The sequence below is a fragment of the Pseudovibrio japonicus genome (genome assembly GCF_014651595.1).
Classification (GTDB): domain Bacteria; phylum Pseudomonadota; class Alphaproteobacteria; order Rhizobiales; family Stappiaceae; genus Pseudovibrio; species Pseudovibrio japonicus.
On sequence record NZ_BMXE01000004.1, the window covers coordinates 483,364 to 503,607 of the forward strand.

Below are 20,244 nucleotides of genomic sequence, written 5' to 3' on the forward strand. Positions count from 1 at the left end.
TAATCAAAATGCACTTAGCAGTTGCATCACCCGTAGTCCATATATATTACCCGGTTAACAACATATAGATCATTACTCTAGGGCAATAACTATTTGATGAAGGGCGGAACACGATACCTCCCAAAGATACCTTATATATATTAACAAGAAACATTATGAAAACTAAGAGTATTCCCAGTTTTCCTCAAAAGTTGAAGACATACACAACACTTAAGAATAACCCAAAATTTCTCACTGTTCCTCAAGGTCACTTTCCTTGTTAAATACTTACTGAGAATCCTCCTAATGACTAAGACGCGTAAGGTGTATTTTCACGTGCCTGTCAAAATTCTTAGGGATATACTCATTATGCCGTTTTTGTAGGCTAGGAGACTGGCCGATTGCGCATGCGTGTATGTGGCAAATTTTTGAGCGACGAGCATACACACCAGATGGGGTTGAGACAGGCATAGCTCAACCAGATACCAGAGACGAGGACTGAGCAGTTAGATGACCGGTGAAGACAACACCAATCCATTGTTGCAGTACATCCTTAATAACCCCGAGGAGTTCGCCAAAAACCTCTCTGAAATAGCTGAGAACGGCGGCAAAGCTCTCGCAGCCTATATGGAACCCCGCGAAAAAGGCGAAGTGTCACCTGGAGGCACTGAAGAGCTCAACACGGTGGTCAAAACCCTTGCCGAGGTCGGCAACTATTGGATGAAAGACCCCTCTCGCGCCATTGAAGCCCAGACGAAGCTCTGGTCTGGCTATATGAACATCTGGAACTCCACTCTCAAGCGCATGGCTGGCGAGCAGCAGGAACCAATCGTCGTACCAACCAATACCGACAAGCGCTTCAAGGACAGCCAGTGGGACGACAATAACTTCTTTGATTTCATCAAACAGATGTACCTGCAAACCAGCAATTGGGCAGAAGAGCTGGTGGATGGCGCCGACGAGCTGGATGACCACACCCGCCACAAAGCCGGGTTCTATGTACGCCAGATCTCCAATGCCATGTCGCCCTCCAACTTCATCCTTACCAACCCGGAGCTGCTGCGCGAGACCATGTCCTCCAACGCTGGCAATCTGGTAAAGGGCATGAAGCTGCTGGCCGAAGATATCAAAGCCGGCAATGGTGACCTACGCATCCGTCAGACGGATCCCGACAAGTTTGAGGTGGGCGTGAATGTAGCGGTGACACCGGGCAAGATCATTGACCAGAACGAGGTTTGCCAGCTCATTCAATATACACCTACAACCGAGAATGTCCTCAAGCGGCCCCTGCTCATTGTTCCTCCGTGGATCAACAAGTACTACATCCTCGACCTCAATCAGGAAAAGTCGTTCATCAAATGGGCCGTGGACCAGGGACACACCGTGTTTGTGATCTCCTGGGTCAACCCGGATGCAAAACAAGCTCAAATGAGCTTTGAGCACTACATGCGCGACGGCATTATCAATGCACTGGAACGCATTCGCAAAACCACACAGCAATCCCAAGTCAACGCCATCGGCTATTGCGTCGGAGGGACTCTGCTTGCTGCCACCCTCGCCTACATGGCAAAAATCGGCGAGCAAGACCGCATTGCCTCAGCTACCTTCCTCACTACGCAGGTGGACTTTAACGATGCAGGTGATCTGAAGGTCTTCGTTGACGAAGAGCAGATCGAAATTCTTGAACACCGCATGGGCCAGAAAGGTTATCTGGACGGCTCCAAAATGGCGACAGCCTTCAACATGCTGCGCTCGAACGACCTGATCTGGCCCTACGTGGTCAACAACTACCTCCGCGGCAAAGATCCGTTCCCGTTTGACCTGCTCTACTGGAATGCCGACAGCACGCGCATGCCAGCAGCCAACCACTCCTTTTACTTGCGCAAATGCTATCAGACGAACGCACTGGCGCAGGGGGAGATGGAACTGGCCGGGGAAAAACTGGATTTGAACGACGTCAAAATCCCGGTCTACAATCTGGCAACAAAAGAAGACCACATTGCTCCTGCAAGTTCTGTATTTAAAGGCTGCGAGTGTTTTGGCGGACCCGTTGAGTATGTTCTCACTGGTTCCGGTCACATTGCCGGTGTAGTAAACCCGCCATCCAAAAAGAAATACCAGTACTGGACGGGAAGCAAACCTGAAGGTTCTCTTGAGGATTGGATGCAAGACGCATCTGAAACCCCAGGATCATGGTGGCCTCACTGGCAAAAATGGATTACATCCCAGGATGATAATCATGTGAAAGCCCGTAAGCCGGGTGCACGTCGCACGAAAATTTTGGAGGATGCACCCGGCAGTTATGTTAAGGTGCGCGTGTAGAGGAAAAAAGCAGCGTGTCCGGCAAGAGCCACGCTGTTCTCATGGAATAAATGGAGGACCAAGTGGCAGGAGATCCTAAGCTCTCACAGATGCAACCGCAGAAGATTGGCGGCTGGGATCCCAGACACGTACGGCACCTCAACACCCAAAGCGCAGCTTTAACGCGCCTGAACAAACCCAAGAACCTGCTCATAAGAGCGTTTCTGCTACCTGCCCTGCTGGTGCCCTTGTGGTACCAGCCAGTGCTCGGCTGGTTCTGGGCGATTGCCTTATCCCTTGCAGCTGTGGCATGGGTTTGGGTCATTCCGCCAATCGGAAAGAAAACTGTTGGAGCACAAACGTGGCTGCAAAAGGCAATGCTGGGTGAACGCATGTGGCTCAACCGCATGTTCGTTCCAGTTCCTGCCCCTTACCACAAAAAGGCACTCGCCCTTCTAGTCGTCGGGCTCATTGCTGTTGGCGTAGCTATCTGGGCTGCAGGCACCAACAACCTCCCACTCATGCTCACAGGCGGCGGCCTCGCCTACCTCGCCAAGTTCGCGTCATTGTTTGTGATGGTGAAGATCTTCGAGCACATGAAGAATGCCCATCCACTCTACAAGAGCTGGCGCCACGTGCCCGGCAATGACAACAGCCTGAAAGCCAAAGCCAGCTAAAACCTGAGCAAGTCAGCATCCGATCATCGCGCGCCTCCCGTTGCATAACAGGGAGAGCCTTACTGCGGGTCGTAGATACATTCGCGCACTCGGAAGCGAACAACTTTAGGCCACCTCATGCAATCCGGCACCAAGAAATAGCGCCCTCTTAAACCTGACCACCACGCGCACAGCAAGGCACGAGCCAGTGTCAGAGCAGCATCTCCAAACACAAAAAGGGCCGCCAAATGGCAGCCCTTTCCGTAAAACTGTTTCCAGTCGCGTATTAGCGCTTGGAGAACTGGAAGGAACGACGAGCTTTACGCTTACCGTACTTCTTACGTTCAACAACACGGCTATCACGAGTAAGGAAGCCTTCTTTCTTCAGAACCGGACGCAGTGCTGGCTCGTAGTAAGTAAGGGCTTTAGAGATACCGTGACGTACTGCACCAGCCTGACCAGAAAGACCACCGCCAGCAACAGTTACGTTGATGTCGTACTGGCCATCGCGGTCGGTCAGCATGATTGGCTGACGAAGGATCAACTGCAGAACTGGACGCGCAAAGTACTCAGCGTACTCTTTGCCGTTCACAATGATCTTGCCGGTACCTGGCTTGATCCATACACGTGCAACAGCGTCTTTACGCTTACCAGTTGCATATGCACGACCCTGTGCGTCAAGCTTCTGAACATGTACAGGAGCTTCGTTCTCGTTAGGGGCGATTGCGCCGCCCAGTTCCTCAAGGGACTGTAGCTCAGACATAATTAACCCCGCTTCGCGTTCTTAGCATTCATGCTCTTAACGTCCACAACTTCTGGGGACTGAGCGTCATGCGGATGTTCTGCAGCTGCATATACACGCAGGTTACGCAGCTGTGCACGGGAAAGAGGGCCACCTGGCATCATGCGCTGAACAGCTTTTTCCAGAACGCGTTCTGGGAAACGGCCTTCGATCAGGGCGCGAGCGGTACGCTCTTTAATACCGCCAGGGTAACCTGTGTGCCAGTAGTACTTCTTGCTTTCGTACTTCTTGCCGGTCAGGAGAACCTTGTCAGCATTGATCACGATGATGTTGTCACCATCGTCGATGTGTGGAGTGTAGGTCGGCTTGTGCTTGCCGCGCAGACGATTTGCGATGAATGCTGCCAGACGGCCAACAACAACGCCTTCTGCGTCGATCAAGATCCACTTTTTCTCGACCTCAGCCACTTTAGTGGAATGAGTCTTCATAAGATCTACCGTAGTTTTTGACGGTTAAAATTCTTGGGAGAAATTCGTCTAGGCCGCGAAGAGCAGCCAAACAACATAGCTCCGTGTAGGAACGGGTAGATACGCGAGCTTGAGCAGAACGTCAAGCACAAAAAAACAAGCACTCAAGCAAATTAATGAACAAAATCAATTAGATACAAAATAGGTATTATAATACCACACTTTTTCCGCATGAATCTGAAGATTCCAGTCCCTTCCCGCTGATCTGTATGATGCAGAAACCGATTTTCTGGAATAAAAATGCACTCCAGCAATTCATTTAAGAGGGATACGAAGTGGTAAACCCCAGCTTTAAGCCTAGGAAACACCAGCAGCACGGGCAGCCGTCAGAATAAGATCGTCCACCTGCAGCTCATAGAACACCCAATTGGCGCTGTAGCAACTCACATAGTACCCCACTCCAGCAAACGCCACACGATACTCGCGCAGATTAATTGGTGTAAAGTGGGTTGGATAGAAAAAACGCCAGCGGCTGCGTGTCAGTCGGGTCGTCAAGGTAGCATTTGCCAGCAGAAGGTTGAAGAACACCAGACTTGCGAAAACAATCGGATCGCCGATGAACGCCGTATCCTGATAAAGCATCGTATCGCGGAATTCAGCAAAGACACGCGGTTCACTGGCAACATATAAATCAAAGAATGCAGGCACGGCTAGGATGAACCCGACATTCAGCACGAGGAACCCGAGATAGCCGATTGTGGCAAGCAGGGTGCCAAACCGAAGTGGCACCAACAGAAAATCAAAAATAAAACCGAAAAATGCTCGATAGAACACAAGCCTGCTCCCCCACATGCCATCTCCGCAGGTCTCCCACCCATGAGAAAACGGCCTTTGGCTTTAGTCCCTGAATTTTAAGTGGCTTTCTGCTTTTCGATCAACCGGCATTTCAACTTTCAGGCAAATTTAATTCAAAAAATTCAATAAGCTGGAAGTTTTAGGCATTTCAACACAGTGCAGATTTATGGAGCACATGCCTCATGCATTGGATAACATGGGATGAATCAATTTCAGTGTGGTAATCATCGAATCGATTATTCAGTCCAAATTTGCTTTCTCAGATATCAGAATTAAAAAATGCGCGTTCCTAAGCTCTCCCTAATAGCACTCCTGTGCGCCACTGCCGCTGCGGCAGAAACCCAGCCACTCCGGATCCTCATCAAACCCCATGCCTACAACCCGACAGCGGGTATGGCCTCCCTCATCCTCCCTGCAAAGCAGAACCTCGCAATTCTCCAACCACGCGAGCAGCAAAACAACTCAGAGGCAGCTCCCCTTCTGGTCTCATGCGATGGAATTGAGAAGCCGTTAGACACCCACGAAACCTTTCTATCATGCCGTCAGCTGCAATGGACGGTGACGTTCGACAACACACGGACGGCCCCTTACGCTCTTGCAAACCAACAGAACCTTTACTCTCCCACAGGTTGGTGGAGCCTTACGGAATGGGATGATATTCCCCGCTTCAAAGACATGTCGAAGATAGAAGTCTGCGGAAAAGCTCCGGGCATGGATACGCAAGCCAGATGCCATCCTCTGCCTACAACGAACGAACCACCCCTCATTCTCACATGGGGCAATTCCACAAGGACACTCACCGCCGGACAGACCACACTCACGCTCTTTAAGGATGATCCGACCGGAGCTTTGACGGAAGAGAACCTGCCTGCACTGCAACAGCAACTTGAGTATCTGCAACAGCTGCTCACCTCTGAGCGAAAGACGCCGGAGACAATCGATCTCGTCTGGGTCGCGATAGATGAGAAACTGCGGCAAATCGCAGGTGCCGCTGGCAAACAGGCCTTCCTCGCCAACTTCGCAGTAACGGACACAACAACAACCGAGTACAGCAGGGCGAAACTGCACTGGGTCTCTGCCCACGAACTGTTCCACTTGCTGGCTACCCAACCCTACCCGCTCTGGATGTCAGAAAGCCTCGCCCAATATTATGGCTACAAATCACTGCAAAAAGCAGGTCTGAAAGCGCAAACGCCGACGGAACAATGGCAAGGTTTTCAGCAGCACTTTCCTCATGCAGCAACAGGTCTTTACGAAGCCCACAACAAGGTAACGCGCGAAAACAATCCTAGCTACTATCCGCTGTTTTATGTGAAAGGCGCCGCCTTCTGGCAGGCCGTTGATGAGGAGCTTCAAAAATCAGGATCCTCACTGGATAAGATCCTGCCCCATCTAAACTCTGCAGAACCAAAGGGACCAACCCTTTCTGCAGTCACACTCGACCTGCTTAAAGCGTCACTCTCAGAACAAGTCATAACGTCGTTACACCAACAATACCTCCACTAAGCACAGCGCAGTCCCATATGATCAAAACAGAATCAATTGAATATCAGCATCTCACCAGCATCCGCCACAGGCAGGACGGAACCCCATGCGCGGTAAAGGCTGGTGGCGTCGTGACAGACATCGCACTGACGAACTGTGGGTTGAGCAACCTCCCGTCGGAGCTTTTGCAGCACCGCGCGTTGAAAAGCCTCTACTGTGGACAAAACCAGATCAGCGAACTGCCAGCAGAGCTGTCCAGTCTTCAGGCCATGCAAGAACTCTATATCTATGCATGCAAACTAAAACAGCTTCCGGCCAGCCTCTGTGACATGACTGCTCTGAGAATTCTGGACCTCAGTCATCAGGCTCTGGAGCGCCTTCCAAAAAACATAGGTGCCCTGAAAAACTTGCGGGTGCTTTACGCAAGCAACACAGTGATGACGCAGCTCCCAGAGAGCATTGGCGAACTCTCTTCACTTGAGTATCTCGGCTGCACTGATAACTCCATGCCGCACCTGCCAGAAAGTCTCGGGAACCTGCAAAGCCTCAAAGAGCTTCGACTCTATGGGAACGGCTTGCGCGCACTACCAAAAAGCTTTTCCAACCTCACCTCCTTGCGAGAGGCCTATTTACGCAACAACACCCTCACAAAACTCCCCGACAACCTGAGTAATCTGCGTCAGCTTGAGGTGCTGGACCTTCGAAACAATCAGATCACACAGTTGCCAGACGATATGGGAGACCTGCCCAATCTCTACCAGCTGGATCTAAGAGCAAACCCGCTGGAAGAACTTCCCGTCACCATACGCAACCTGAAAAACCTGCGCAAACTGGACCTACGCTGGACACGAATAGCCAGAGAGCCCGACTGGTTTGAAACTTTGCGGGAGCAAGGCACACTGATTTACCTCTAAGCCTCAACGCCTCCCCAAAATACAGCAGTAGCGAAGCAAGCCCTGCGTCTTATCATGGGGCATGCATCGCTATCTTTTACTCACTCTCGCAATGTTGCTGCTGTACGCGTGGAGCGCTCAGGCACAAGAAAGCAGATTTAAGAAACGCCCGCGCCATCTGTTTAAGACGCCCGACTGCTACTGCACCAATCGTGGTATTAGGATCGAGCTGGGCGACTTTTCCTGCCTCTATGTTGACGGCACCACCTATCTGGCTCAATGCCAAATGGCCCTCAACAACCCAACATGGCGTAAAATCCAGGACGGCTGCTCAACAAGCCGTCTTGAGAACAAACAGCTCGCATCCTACCCTTTAAACGAAGCTGGCGGGATGGAATAGGTTGCGGTGGCGTGGGCAATCAGGTCATCACTACCTTCGCGCACGATCTCGCAGTCCATAACCACAAGTCGCTTACCGCCTTTCAGGATGCGGCAAGTGGCGATCATATCGCCTGCTTCGGCCTTGCGCAGAAAGTTGATATTCATGTTGGTGGTCACAGCAAGCGCATGAAGGCCAATATTGCCCATCAGCACCACATAGGCCGCGTAGTCAGCCAGCCCCATCAAAGAAGGGCCGGAAACAGTGCCACCGGGACGCAAATGAGAATCCCCTGCCTTAAGTCTGACAATCGCCTTTCCCGGCAAAATCTCGTCGATGAAAAACGCACGCCCCTGCGCGTGCATCTGCGGAAAGATCTTATCCAGATACTCTGTCAATTCTGCCGGACTAACTTGAGCAGCAGGCGCTGCCACCTCACTTGCCATAAAGTTTCCCCTCCCCATGCAAACAGGCATGCTGGTCTATCACGCCAAAATTTACCACCTGAACAAAAGTTCTAAACCGTTGCGCCGGACACAAGTCTTGTTCACTCTGTGATTTAACGCTTAATTGACGCAGCAGAGCCTGCTAAACGCATCGCAACTTTATTTTTCGCAACTTGAACTGAAGTACGACGGAGAACCATCATGTCTGACGCAGACACCACCAAAGATCAAAGCGAAGCAGACCGCCCAATGCTTGGCAAACTGCTGCACAATGGTGTTCAGCGTATCGTCATGCAGCGCCCGGAGCGCATGAACGCCCTGTCCATGGCCATGATGAAGGAACTCTGCGCCGCCCTCGACGAAGCTGCCACGAACCCGGAAGTCCGCGTCGTCCTGCTCGGTGCCGAAGGCAAAGTCTTCTGTGCGGGCCATGACCTGAAAGAACTCACAGCTGCACGGGCTGAGGCTGATGGCGGCAAGGCCTTCTATGAGCAAACCTTCGACCAGTGCGCAGAACTTATGCAGAAGATCGTAAACCTGCCAAAGCCCGTCATCGCCGTTATCACCGGCGTTGCAACCGCTGCTGGTTGCCAGCTGGTAGCCTCCTGTGATCTTGCATTGGCCCTCGACACCGCAACCTTCTGCACGCCGGGCGTCAACATCGGCCTGTTCTGCTCCACCCCGATGGTCGCCCTCACTCGCAACGTTGGCCGCAAACAAGCCATGGAAATGCTGCTGACTGGTGAAAGCATCGATGCCTCAACTGCCAAGGACTACGGACTGATCAACCGTGTGGTGCAGGCTGACTATCTTGAAGTCGTAGTGCAAAAATACGCTGAAGTAATTGCCTCCAAATCCGCTCTCACTGTCAAAACCGGTAAGGAAGCCTTCTACAAACAAGCCGACATGCCACTGGCAGAAGCCTACGCCTACACCTCGAAGGTCATGGCAGAAAACATGCTGGCCAACGATGCAGAAGAAGGCATCAACGCATTCCTTCAAAAGCGCACACCAGATTGGAAAGACAGCTGATCGAAATGTGAGGCGCAGGGTAGGAAACGGAGGGTCGCTTGAAGCTTAAGAGCTCGGCCCCCTAGCCTGCGCTGTCAGCAGCAAGTGGTTCCAGCTGAAATTGCAACAGGAGTATCGATCAGATCCTCCTACCTGCTCTGGAAACTACCACACCCACTGCCCATATCTTCGGAACGGACACTCGCAATGAGCCATGTACGGCACATGCAATTGACAGTCTGAGAGTTTGAACAGGGGTGGAAACGAAAATGAACCACAATCACTATTCAGATGGCTACATCCGCGACATTCTGAAGAGCTCCAAGACGATCGCACTCGTGGGGGCCAGTAACAAGCCGGAACGCGCCAGCTTCCGCGTGCTCAACTTCCTGCTGGAAAACGGGTACGATGTTTACCCCATCAATCCGGGACAGGCGGGCAACGAGATTGCAGGTAGAAAAGTCTACGCCTCCCTCAACGATCTTCCTGCCCCCGTCGACATGGTCGAAGTTTTCCGCAATTCGGAAGCTGCTGGTGGCGTCATTGATGAAACGCTTACTTTGACAACACTGCCGGACGTTATCTGGCTTCAGCTCGGCGTGCGAAACGACAAGGCAGCAGCACGAGCCGAAGCAAAGGGAATCAAAGTGGTCATGGACCGATGTCCAAAGATAGAAATCCCGCGACTAGCGGCTCTCGGTGCCAGCTAATCGGGCGTTATAGGGCGCTCTTGCTCGCCTCAGGGGGAGCGCGCGCCCGCCGAATTAGAATGATTTTCTAGCCTTACACAGTAGAAGCAAACAGATTTCAAGGACCAGCCACCGATGGCTTGCTTGAGCTTTCTGCAAGAATACGCCGCGCCCATCGTTTCATCTGCGCTTGCCAACCTCTGGTTGCCCCCTCATAGTCTCTCACGAAAGATTTATGAATTTTAGCAGAGAATGACGCGCCTGTTTTTAAAGGTTTGCACGCCGTGCACCTTGAGCAGTGCGGCTCCATCCTGCAAGCGCATTGAAAGGACTGCCTCATGAGCGATCACACCCCGGGCTTTGACACCCTTGCAATTCACGCAGGCGCTCAACCAGACCCAACAACTGGCGCACGTGCAACACCAATCTATCAAACCACATCCTTCGTGTTTGAAGATGTAGACCACGCCGCCTCACTATTCGGACTTCAGGCATTTGGCAACATCTACACCCGCATTACAAACCCGACCACAGCAGTCCTTGAAGAACGCGTCGCAACGCTAGAAGGCGGCACCGCCGCTCTGGCCGTTGCATCCGGCCACGCTGCCCAGCTCCTCACCTTCCACGCCATGATGAGCCCAGGGTGCAACATTGTTGCGTCCAAACGCATGTACGGCGGCACCATCAACCAGCTCAACCATTCCTTCAAAAGCTTCGGCTGGGAGGTCAAGTGGGCAGAAGATCTGGACGCACAAAGCTTCGCAGACCAGATTGATGAGAACACTCGCGCCGTCTTCATTGAAAGCCTGGCCAATCCGGGTGGCGTTGTTATGGATATCGGCGGCATCTCCGCAGTTGCCAAGGACGCTGGCATTCCGTTGGTCGTCGACAACACCATGGCAACCCCATACCTGTGCCAGCCGATCAAACATGGCGCAGACATCGTCCTGCACTCCCTAACCAAGTTCATGGGTGGTCACGGCAACTCTATGGGTGGTGCAATCGTGGACGCTGGCACCTTCGACTGGGCAGCTTCCGGCAAGTATCCCATGCTCACCGAGCCACGCCCGGAATACAACGACATCCGCTTGTTCGAGACTTTTGGCAACATTGCCTTTGCAATCTGCTGCCGCGTGCTCGGACTGCGCGATCTCGGCCCTGCAATCTCGCCGCACAACGCCTTCCTGCTCATCACTGGCATCGAGACACTGGCACTGCGCATGCAAAAACACTCTGATAATGCACAGCAGGTCGCAGAGTTCCTCGAAAACCATCCAGCTGTCAGCTGGGTCTCCTACGCAGGCCTTGTCAACGATCCGTTCTATCAAGCCCACCAGAAGTACTGCCCGAAAGGCGCTGGCGCTGTCTTCACCTTTGGCCTAAAAGGCGGGTATGAGGCTGGCGTTGAACTGGTGAAAGGCCTTGAACTCTTCTCTCACCTTGCCAACATCGGTGACACCCGCTCCCTCGTGATACACCCGGCTTCCACCACACACCGCCAGCTGTCCGACGCTCAAAAAACCGCTGCTGGCGCTGGTCCCGATGTGGTGCGCGTTTCCATTGGCATTGAAGATGCAGCCGATATCATTGCGGACCTAAAACAAGCACTCGAGAAGGTATAATCCCTTACACTTCAGGCCACTAGGCCTGATAGGTGAATCATTCTGCAAGCATCAGGCAGAAAATAGAAAAGGCGCCCAAGCGGCGCCTTTTTACTTCTTTTTCAGCTACTTAATTTAAAGGGCTGAATCTCTACCTTAACGCAGCTTCTTTCTCCCGCCGCAACAGGCACACCTGTTCCACCGCAAGCGCCAAAACAATAAGCGCCATCGCCTGATGCGCCAAGGCGCGGTCCATCGGCACCATACCAAGCAGCGTTACAATGCCAAGGAACACCTGAATGACAATCGCGATCATCAGCCAGCTTGCATTGCGTTTCAGCGCGCCATCACGGTTCCCGCGCATCAGATACAAGCCCTGCAGAAACACCGCGACCACCAGCAAATACGCCACCATGCGATGCTGGAACTGCACCATCATCACATTTTCAAAGAAGTTCTCCCACCACGGCGACATGACAAACAATCCTGCTGGAATGATCTGCCCATCCATCAAAGGCCACGTGTTGAAGGTCAGCCCTGCATTAAGACCCGCAACGAGCGCCCCAAGGAACAGCTGGAATAAAACCAGAGCAACAAGGAAATATGCCCCTGCCAAACCATTGCCAAACACATCCCAACCATCGCGCTTCAACTCAGGGCGACGCTTCAAAACACCGGCCAGATAGTAAAGATAGGCAAACAGAATACAGGCAACGCTCAGGTGCACGGCCAACCGGTACTGGCTCACATCCACGCGGTTCACCAGGCCGGACGCAACCATCCACCAACCAATTGCGCCTTGTAGCCCCCCAAGCAAAAACGCCACGACCAGTCGCGGTTTAAGCCATGAGCTCACTTGCCCCCGCGCCCAGAACCACACTAGAGGAATAAAGAAGAAGAGCCCGATCACGCGGCCAAGCAGCCGGTGTCCCCATTCCCACCAGAAGATGCCTTTGAACTCATCAAGCGTCATGCCCTCGTTAAGAAGCTTGTACTGGGGAATTTGCTGGTACTTCTCAAATTCCTCCGCCCACTCCTCAGCAGTCAGCGGCGGAATAGCGCCGTGAATGGGCTTCCATTCTGTAATGGAAAGCCCAGAATCCGTCAGCCGGGTCGCCCCGCCAACAACAACCATGGCCAAAATCATGAGGCAGATAAACAGCAACCACACACGAATTTGCCTGCGATTGGAAAGGTCTTGAGCAGAAAGATCTGGACTATAAAACGGAGTAGACATGACACCTATCTGATGAACTGGTTTGCCCCTATATAGGTCAGATCCGCAGCTAAATCAGGAAAAATACGCTGATCCTAACAGCAGTCTAGACAAATTACCTAGATTTCTCGGAGGAACCTGTGCTCCCTAATTGCGCTTCTCTGTCATAGGCTTAGAGAGTTCCAAGTGGAGTCAGCCCCACATAAACCTAAGATTATCAGCAAGATCCTCTTGAAAAATATATGCATTTTGAACTATGCCTTGCGCACAAAACCAAGGCCTACATACTGGGCTTTCAAGGAGAACTACATGGTTTCGCCATTGCGCCGCTTCATTGGCATGATTTTTCTGGTCACGTTTGTTGTGATCTATGTTTTCGTCGCAATGGTGATCGGCGACCTGACAATGGCAGACCAGCACTGGTCCATAAAGCTGATCTTTTTTGCGGTCGCTGGTCTGATCTGGGTCATCCCGGCCGGGCTGATCATCAGCTGGACCTATAAGAAGCGCTAGGGCTCTTAACCCTCACGCCCTTTTAAAGAATGACCGGATGCGCCGAACGCAGTGGTAAGCCGCAAAGGCGGCGCCGGTCAGATACATATCAACCATTCTTTGGTTCTGGTGCAGTCCGTTCAAAGAGACACGCGGCAGATAATAGCGCCGCTGCAGGTTGACTGCCGACAGCGTGCCTGGTTGCGTGGTAACCGCGGCGGCAAAGCCCAGCTCCTCAGCAACAGCCTCACACCGCGCGTCAATCGCCTCGGCAAATCCATAAGGATAAGCCAGCACGCTAGGCGTTTGCCCCAACCGCTCGCTCATCTCCTCCACGCCCGTCTGAATGTGCTGGCGGATATCCTCAGCAGTCAAAAGACGGGCAAGCATGGGATGCGTATCCGTGTGTGCGCCAAAGCTGACCAGTGGGTCACGAGAAAGCTCCTGCAACTCCTCAAAGGACAATATGAGTTCTGGGCACAACCTACGCCAATCCAGCCCGTAACGATCCGCAGCCTCACAAATCACCTCACGCTGCGCGCTCTCGGGAACTTTGCTCACCAAAATACAGCGCGCGCTATGAAACACCGCATGTTTTTGCTCCAGTGAGGCACACTCATAGTCAAAGCCCACATCTCCGTACCGCAAAGACAGTCTGTCATTTTCAGCAATGAGCATCTCCAGCATAATCCACCACAGCTCGGATTTGTGATTGCTGTAGTCGCTGGTGATGAAGATCGTGAACGGAACCCCCAACTCCTTTAGAACCGGATAAGCAATGTCCCGGTTATCCTTGTAGCCATCATCAAAAGTCAGAACCGCAAACTTCGGCCCGGACTTATCCGGATCTTTCAGCCGCTCCAACGCAACGTCCAAAGATACAAACTCGTATCCTGCTCGCCGAACGTGAACCACAGTTTCACGCAGAAACTCCGGTGTAACCTCCAAAATCTTGTTGGGCTGGAACGCCCGTTCTGATCCAGGCAGAACACGGTGAAGTGTGAAAATGATGCCATCACCAGCCGTGATCCCCCTGCAAAGCCGTGCGGGGCCGCGACTATTCAAGAGATAGCTGGCATATCTGATAAATGAATGCTTAAAAGAGTTCCGCAAGGAGTTCCCCTAACTCCAGACCGTAGTTACCTCACACCGTAAACTGCAATTATTTACGATTAATTTCTAATTGGATCATTCTCCGTAGTTTGATTTGAGTTTCATTAAGAGCTTGGAGCTAATAATTCCCCTATATCTTCTTAGGGCATTTTCAATGGCGCTTTCTCAATCCATGGCAACAAGCGATTGCACGTCCCATGCTACACGCCAGGACACTCTGGATTTGGACAGACTTTCCTTTCAGATTTACGTCAGCAACGATCTACTACACCTGCGCAGCGACTGGCTCAATCTGGAAGTCCAGGGCAACGGCAGCGCATACCACGCCTATGAATGGTGTAAGTGCTGGACAGACCATATCTCCGAGGAAGAAAAAGCAACCGCGCTGATCATCACCGGACGCATCGGCGGCAAACTGCACGTTCTCCTGCCTCTCGCGCTCCACAAAAGCCATTTGACGAACACTGTGAGATGGCTTGGGGAAGTGCTTTTTAACCAGAACACCGGCTACTGGTCAAAGGAGCTGCTGTCCGCGCCCCAGGCCCATGTACTCCGCCCGCGCATCATGCAGGCCCTCAAGGACTGGGGCGCAGACCTCATCCACCTTGGCAACATGGCCTGCCGGATCGGATCCCATGACAATCCTCTTGTCCGCCTCAGTGATACAACAAGCACCAACGCAATCTATCCGTTTCCGCTGGCGGCGCCTGCAGAAGAGTTCATCAAAACCAAACGTTCAAAAGCTGCCCGCAAGAAACACCGCAGCAAACTCAGTAAACTACAGTCATTAGGTAAGCTCAGCTTCACCGCAGAACATACCATCGATGGTGCCACTGCGGCACTCGACGCCATGATCTGCCAACGAGAATGCAGACAGGCTGAAACAGGCATCCCGACCGCTTTTGCCGAGCCCAACCACCAACGCTTTGTACGCGAAGCCTTCACAAATCTCGCTAAGAACGACAGTCCGACAAAACCGGAGATCTACATCCTGAAGCTCGATGACAGGATCATCAGCACGTGCCTCAGCCTAAGATCAGGAAAGCGCATCTACTGCTACTGCACCTCCATTATCAGCGGGGATTTGATGCGCTACAGTCCAGGCGAGTTACTCATGCAACATGTTATTGAAGACATGTGCAAGCAAGGCATGGAAGTCTTTGACTTTGGATTGGGAGAAGAACGCTTCAAACTGGCATGGTCTGAACCGGAATACCTGAAAGACTGGATTGAGCCTCTCACCCTGAGGGGTAAGCTCGCCGCCACTTTAGAAAACGCCAAACTCAGTTCAAAGCGCAAGCTCAGAAACAACCAAAGCTTCTGGCAACTTTACCGGCGCACTCGAGGCTTCTTCGCCCGCATGCAGCGCTAGCTTTCCATAAACATAGCTTAACTCAGCAGCGGTTACGCTGCCATATCACGCTGAAGCCAAGCCGCAGCTTCATTGCTGACCACACGCTCCACCTCAACAGGCGCCTTGGTGTGCTTTTCAAGAATAGCCAGAGCTTTTTCCAGCTCAGGGCCAGCAGGCGACCCATCTGTCGCAATGATCACACGATCAGCCTCTGAGAGCATCTGCGCACAAATCAGGCTCGGCTCGATTAAACCAAGATCGGCAACAATCACGTCATAGGTCAGGTCCAGGGCTTCCATAATCAGGTTATAGCGGCCACCATAAACCACCTCATCGCGAATAGGCATGACACCAGATTGTATCACGTGCGCACGAGAAACCGGGTCGCGGTGGATCACATTGGTAAAGGCAGCTTCACCCTCCAACAGTTCAGAAAAGCCCGGTTTGACTAAATCATCACATTCTTCAGCATGCGGAGCATCACCGATCTCCTCAAGAGGTGTTTCATCCAACACCGACACAGCCCCCTCACCGCCTTCTGAGCGCACTTCAACAACCACCGGCATTATACCGCGCGCGGCAATCTTGCGGGTGCAGCTCAGGGCAACACGGGAGGAAAGGCTCTCATCCTCAACGCTGAGCACAACAACGCGGCGAACCTTCTCCAACTGGTTGGTGTTCTCGGCTTTGACTTCCTTAAAGGTGATCGGAGAAACCTCGACGAGCTCGTGCTCGTCTTCAAGCTCCTCGTCAAATTCTTCGTCTTGCGCCTCGTCATCAGAAGCACATTCCTCGGAGTAATCAGTCAGGCTATCATGCTGCTCATCTTCCTCAGCAACCGCTTCTTCCTCCTCTTCTTCAAAAGAAGGTTTCAGCTCAATTGGTGGCGCTGCAACTGTATGGCTCCGAGCTGCAGCATCCACAACACTATTGAGCGCATTGGAGGTCGCGGTACCGGTTGCTTCTTTCGGGTTGGCGGCAGGCGCAGCAGGCGTTGAAAAGCTTTCACGGCGCAGAACTTCACCAGCAACGAGAGCCCGCACAATCACCCATAAGCATCCAAGGAAAAACGCTGCAAAGCCAGTAATGGCCGCAAGCGCCGACGGTTTGCGCCCGGAAGGTTCACTTGGAACAGAGGCACGGGAGATCACACGAGAATCAGCGTTTAAAACGCCCACACCTTGCAAAACTTCCGCTTCACGCAGGCTGACGAGCAATTGGCTCAGCTGCTCTTCTTTAGAACGCGCTTCCCGCTCCAACTCCTGCAGGCGAACCTGATCTGCACCGGAACGAGCTGCTTCTTTCTTCAGCTCATTTACTTGGGCATTCAGCGTTACATAACGGTCCTGAGCAATCTTAGCGTCATTCTCAAGACCAATAACAATCTTCTCCGCTTCCGCACGGATCTGGCGATCAAAGACAGTCCGCTGCGAACGCAAGGATTTGATCTGCGGATGATTGGGTAGCAACGTCGTTGACAGTTCAGCAATGCGGTTCTCCAAAGCCAACTGACGCTCACGCAAGCGCTGGATCAAAGAGGAGTTCAGAACCTGCGTTGCAGTGTCCAGTGCTCCGCCATCTTCGAGCAAAGACCGGATTTGTCTGGCCTGCGCTTCGGCCTGCGACTTTGCCACAATGGCTGAGGAAACCTGCGAGCTCAGCTCAGCAAGTTGCTGCTGATTAAGCGTTCGGTTTTCAGACCCAAGCAGCAGGTCAGCACCTGCACGAAATTCAGCTGCCTTTCTCTGAGCTGCCTCCACTTCGTTCTCAAGGCGCGCGACTTGCGGAGCAAGTGCATCAGCCGTATTGCTGGTTACTGCGCGCTTCGCATTGTCTTGCAACATGCGGTATTCATTAACAACAGTGTTGGCAATGCGAGCAGCAAGTTCCGGATCTTTGCTCTTAAAGCGTACCGCAATAACGCGGGACCCATCCACCTGATAGACATCCAGATTGCGGGTAAACTTGTTCAGAAGTCGCTCCGCTTCACTTACCTGATTGAACGTTGGCTCAAAACCAGCACGCGTCAGAAGCTGGTCAACAAGGCCCGGCTCGCTCTTGGCTGCAAAAACACGATTGTTTTCGAGGTCCAACTTCTGCACCGCATGGCGCGCAAGATCGCGCGATTGAAACAATTGCACCTGACTGGCAATACCTTCCTTGTCCAGCAACGAGCGCTCTTGCTCGCTATTCCGGATCTGGCCGGGCAGCACAATCTTGGCAGTATCAATGAGGATCTTGGATTCGCTGGTGTATCGGGCAGATTGTTTGCTGGCCAGATAGAAAGTGCCAAAGGCGATCAGCGCAGCAAATGGGATCACCCACAACAGCCCCTTCAGCACCTTTTTGAACAGCACGCCCATATCAAGAAAAACATCTTCTTGCGGCACAGCCCTCTACCCCACTCAATACAAAGCCCGAAACCTTTTCTGCTCACAAGAATGCATAGACAGGGTAACCAAGTTATTAAGCACCTCAATCAAATGCTGGAAAGAAATAACAAAGCAGCAAAGACAACAACAAAAATTAATTAGACAATAATTATAATATTTAGACTCTATTAACCTACTGATCCGAAATATACACCCAGTGAATTTAAAGGATTTTGTAATGCGCCCGCGTCTACTAGCCGTGATTGCTGGTTTAACTCTATTAGCAAGTTGTTCCTCCTATAAGAAGCCGGGCCCTGCCTTTCATGAGGAACTGATCCAACCCTACACGCTAGCAGCCAGCGACGAAGTTCGGATTATCGTGTTTGGTCAGGCCAATCTGTCCAACACTTATAAGATTGATCAGGGCGGCATTCTCGCCTTTCCACTCATCGGCCAGATCAACGCATCTGGCAAAACACCGAAGCAACTAGCTAGCCTGATCCGCACTCGCCTGAAGAGCGATTTTGTCCGCGACCCCGATGTCTCCGTTGAAGTCGCAACCTATCGCCCAATCTTCGTGATGGGTGAAGTCAATAATGCAGGCCAGTACGCCTACTTGCCGGGCATGACCGTCCAAAACGCCATTGCAACTGCCGGTGGTTTTTCAGCAAGAGCCCACCACCAGAACATTGATCTGACTCGCCAACTCGGCAGCGAAGTCGCAAGTGGCCGCGCAACAATCACAGCTCCTGTTCGCCCCGGCGACACACTCTACGTGCACGAAAGACTCTTTTAAATTAATAGCATGCACCATGCACGCCTTCGCGATTTTTTAGGTCAAGTACCAAAATTAAGGGTAAATTAACCCTGTCAATTAACAGCTCAAACAGTATTTTAAGCTTACAACTTATTAGCGCGGCCCTCTGTGCTGGGGAGCATCAGACAAAGCTGGCGCGGTGGGGAGTGAGCTGGAAATGTCCACGGACAAGCTGAAAATAGTGCATTTCATACGCGCGCCTTTAGGCGGTGCGTTTCGCCATCTCATGGATCTTGTCGAAGAACAGATCAAGATAGGACACGAGCTCGGCATCATCTGCGCCTCCAACCATATCCCGCCGTCTTCAAGGGATCAGCTGGAAGCCATAAGGCCAAGACTCGCCCTCGGGTTAACCTCGGTCCCAATGGCCCGCTCCCTCTCCCCTAAAGACCTTCCCAACTTCCATAAGCTCTTTAAACACCTCTCCTTGCAAAAACCAGATGTCCTGCACGGGCACGGAGCAAAAGGCGGTGTCTTTGCCCGCACCATCGGATCAGCACTAAAGCTGCGTGGCATCGAGGCCCAGCGTGTTTACAGCCCACACGGCGGCAGCCTGCACTACGATTCTTCAACCAGTGCAGGCAAGGTTTACATCAGACTGGAAAAGCTCTTAAGACCGCTCACAGACGCCCTTGTCTTTACCAGCGCCTTCGAAAAAGCAGCCTACCAGCAAAAAATCGGACTAAATGCCACTTCTCTCCGCTACAAGATCGTCCACAACGGCCTAAAGCCAGACGAGTTCAAATATAGCGTGCCACCCGACGACGCTGCCGACCTTTTGTTCATTGGCGAACTGCGTCATCTGAAAGGCGTCGACCTGCTCATCAACGCTTTGCACGACCTGAACAAAACCTCAAAACTAACGCTCGCCATCGTTGGAGACGGACCAGACCGTTCAAAGTTCGAGCAGATGGTGCGTGAGAAGAACCTACAAGCCACTGTCACGTTCCATGGGTTTCTACCGCTCAATCAGGCCCTGCAACTTGGTAAAACAGCAGTCATTCCTTCACGCGCAGAAGCGTTACCGTACATCGTACTCGAGCTTCTTGCTGCGCAAAAACCGTTGATCACAACACATGTAGGCGGCATCCCGGAGATTTATGCTGGTTACGAAAAGACCCTTGTCCAGCCTGATGATCAACAAGCCCTGACAAAAGCAATCGCTCACGCTCTTTCCCACCCTGCAGAGCAGACCCAGTTAAGCCAGCAGTTGCAAAACCACCTCAGAACAAAATTCGTTCTGCCGCAAATGGCGCAAAGCATCACCCAATTTTATCACCCTATTCAAAGCGCAAAGGATGAACTGGCCCACGCCTCATGGCGATCTGGACAGTCAAACCTAAGCGCTCAAAACAGACATACCTAGGCACCCGGCA

The 20,244-nt window shown here is 52.2% G+C and carries 19 protein-coding genes; 12 read left to right on the plus strand and 7 right to left on the minus strand.

Features of this window, described 5'->3' with window-relative positions; all coding sequences use genetic code 11:
- Positions 1 to 489 precede the first annotated feature (489 nt).
- Together IE076_RS13780 and IE076_RS13785 are read left to right on the plus strand one after the other, a co-directional pair.
- A complete protein-coding gene (locus IE076_RS13780; RefSeq protein WP_189437341.1) occupies positions 490 to 2,301 on the plus strand; it encodes a PHA/PHB synthase family protein in 1,812 nt (603 codons plus the stop codon).
- Positions 2,302 to 2,363: 62 nt separating this feature from the next.
- The gene (locus tag IE076_RS13785; RefSeq protein WP_209009099.1) at positions 2,364 to 2,957 is read left to right on the plus strand and encodes a DUF6653 family protein; all 594 of its coding nucleotides are present in this window, start codon (positions 2,364 to 2,366) and stop codon (positions 2,955 to 2,957) included.
- A 265-nt stretch (positions 2,958 to 3,222) separates the two neighbouring features.
- On the opposite strand, the gene rpsI is transcribed toward IE076_RS13785, so the two are convergent.
- The 3 genes from rpsI to IE076_RS13800 form a co-directional block, all read right to left on the minus strand.
- Entirely contained in the window at positions 3,223 to 3,699 is a 477-nt protein-coding gene (gene rpsI / locus IE076_RS13790; RefSeq protein ID WP_189437343.1) for a 30S ribosomal protein S9, read from the minus strand.
- A gap of 2 nt (positions 3,700 to 3,701) precedes the next feature.
- The gene (gene rplM, locus IE076_RS13795; protein WP_189437344.1) at positions 3,702 to 4,166 is read right to left on the minus strand and encodes a 50S ribosomal protein L13; all 465 of its coding nucleotides are present in this window, start codon (positions 4,164 to 4,166) and stop codon (positions 3,702 to 3,704) included.
- Between the two features lie 336 nt (positions 4,167 to 4,502).
- The gene (locus IE076_RS13800; RefSeq protein WP_209009100.1) at positions 4,503 to 4,979 is read right to left on the minus strand and encodes a hypothetical protein; all 477 of its coding nucleotides are present in this window, start codon (positions 4,977 to 4,979) and stop codon (positions 4,503 to 4,505) included.
- A 300-nt stretch (positions 4,980 to 5,279) separates the two neighbouring features.
- Between IE076_RS13800 and IE076_RS13805 the strand changes: the two genes are divergently transcribed.
- The 3 genes from IE076_RS13805 to IE076_RS13815 all read left to right on the plus strand — a co-directional run bounded on the left by IE076_RS13805 (position 5,280) and on the right by IE076_RS13815 (position 7,778).
- The gene (locus tag IE076_RS13805) at positions 5,280 to 6,506 is read left to right on the plus strand and encodes a hypothetical protein (protein WP_189437346.1); all 1,227 of its coding nucleotides are present in this window, start codon (positions 5,280 to 5,282) and stop codon (positions 6,504 to 6,506) included.
- 17 nt (positions 6,507 to 6,523) lie between these two features.
- Positions 6,524 to 7,399 carry a leucine-rich repeat domain-containing protein gene (locus IE076_RS13810; protein WP_189437347.1) on the plus strand — a complete coding sequence of 292 codons (876 nt, stop codon included), beginning with the start codon at positions 6,524 to 6,526 and terminating at the stop codon, positions 7,397 to 7,399.
- A gap of 61 nt (positions 7,400 to 7,460) precedes the next feature.
- Positions 7,461 to 7,778, plus strand: a complete 318-nt coding sequence (locus IE076_RS13815; RefSeq protein ID WP_189437348.1) for a hypothetical protein — start codon at positions 7,461 to 7,463, stop codon at positions 7,776 to 7,778.
- On the opposite strand, the gene IE076_RS13820 is transcribed toward IE076_RS13815, so the two are convergent.
- Complete coding sequence (locus IE076_RS13820) at positions 7,745 to 8,203, minus strand: PaaI family thioesterase (protein WP_189437349.1); 459 nt, start codon at positions 8,201 to 8,203, stop codon at positions 7,745 to 7,747. The two genes, IE076_RS13815 and IE076_RS13820, sit on opposite strands and share 34 nt — an antisense overlap.
- 201 nt (positions 8,204 to 8,404) lie before the next feature.
- Here IE076_RS13820 and IE076_RS13825 point away from each other — a divergent pair, with 201 nt between their 5' ends.
- The 3 genes from IE076_RS13825 (at position 8,405) to IE076_RS13835 (ending at position 11,525) form a co-directional block, all read left to right on the plus strand.
- Positions 8,405 to 9,235 (plus strand): enoyl-CoA hydratase, encoded by an 831-nt coding sequence (locus tag IE076_RS13825; RefSeq protein ID WP_189437350.1) that lies wholly within the window; start codon positions 8,405 to 8,407, stop codon positions 9,233 to 9,235.
- Positions 9,236 to 9,483: 248 nt separating this feature from the next.
- Positions 9,484 to 9,924 carry a CoA-binding protein gene (locus tag IE076_RS13830; RefSeq protein ID WP_189437351.1) on the plus strand — a complete coding sequence of 147 codons (441 nt, stop codon included), beginning with the start codon at positions 9,484 to 9,486 and terminating at the stop codon, positions 9,922 to 9,924.
- Positions 9,925 to 10,241: 317 nt separating this feature from the next.
- The gene (locus tag IE076_RS13835; RefSeq protein ID WP_189437352.1) at positions 10,242 to 11,525 is read left to right on the plus strand and encodes an O-acetylhomoserine aminocarboxypropyltransferase; all 1,284 of its coding nucleotides are present in this window, start codon (positions 10,242 to 10,244) and stop codon (positions 11,523 to 11,525) included.
- Between the two features lie 130 nt (positions 11,526 to 11,655).
- On the opposite strand, the gene IE076_RS13840 is transcribed toward IE076_RS13835, so the two are convergent.
- Positions 11,656 to 12,741 carry a COX15/CtaA family protein gene (locus tag IE076_RS13840; protein WP_189437353.1) on the minus strand — a complete coding sequence of 362 codons (1,086 nt, stop codon included), beginning with the start codon at positions 12,739 to 12,741 and terminating at the stop codon, positions 11,656 to 11,658.
- 288 nt (positions 12,742 to 13,029) lie between these two features.
- Between IE076_RS13840 and IE076_RS13845 the strand changes: the two genes are divergently transcribed.
- A complete protein-coding gene (locus tag IE076_RS13845; protein WP_189437354.1) occupies positions 13,030 to 13,233 on the plus strand; it encodes a DUF2842 domain-containing protein in 204 nt (67 codons plus the stop codon).
- 12 nt (positions 13,234 to 13,245) lie between these two features.
- On the opposite strand, the gene IE076_RS13850 is transcribed toward IE076_RS13845, so the two are convergent.
- Complete coding sequence (locus tag IE076_RS13850) at positions 13,246 to 14,325, minus strand: polysaccharide deacetylase family protein (RefSeq protein WP_209009101.1); 1,080 nt, start codon at positions 14,323 to 14,325, stop codon at positions 13,246 to 13,248.
- 154 nt (positions 14,326 to 14,479) lie between these two features.
- Here IE076_RS13850 and IE076_RS13855 point away from each other — a divergent pair, with 154 nt between their 5' ends.
- Positions 14,480 to 15,697, plus strand: coding sequence for a GNAT family N-acetyltransferase (locus tag IE076_RS13855; RefSeq protein WP_189437355.1), 1,218 nt, complete (start codon positions 14,480 to 14,482; stop codon positions 15,695 to 15,697).
- 32 nt (positions 15,698 to 15,729) lie between these two features.
- Here the strand turns inward: IE076_RS13855 and IE076_RS13860 are convergent, their stop codons facing one another.
- Positions 15,730 to 18,069, minus strand: a complete 2,340-nt coding sequence (locus tag IE076_RS13860) for a GumC family protein (protein WP_189437356.1) — start codon at positions 18,067 to 18,069, stop codon at positions 15,730 to 15,732.
- Positions 18,070 to 18,289: 220 nt separating this feature from the next.
- Between IE076_RS13860 and IE076_RS13865 the strand changes: the two genes are divergently transcribed.
- On the plus strand, positions 18,290 to 18,847 hold the full coding sequence (locus IE076_RS13865) for a polysaccharide biosynthesis/export family protein (RefSeq protein WP_189437357.1): 558 nt from the start codon (positions 18,290 to 18,292) through the stop codon (positions 18,845 to 18,847).
- Between the two features lie 178 nt (positions 18,848 to 19,025).
- Entirely contained in the window at positions 19,026 to 20,234 is a 1,209-nt protein-coding gene (locus IE076_RS13870; protein ID WP_189437358.1) for a glycosyltransferase, read from the plus strand.
- Positions 20,235 to 20,244: the final 10 nt, after the last annotated feature.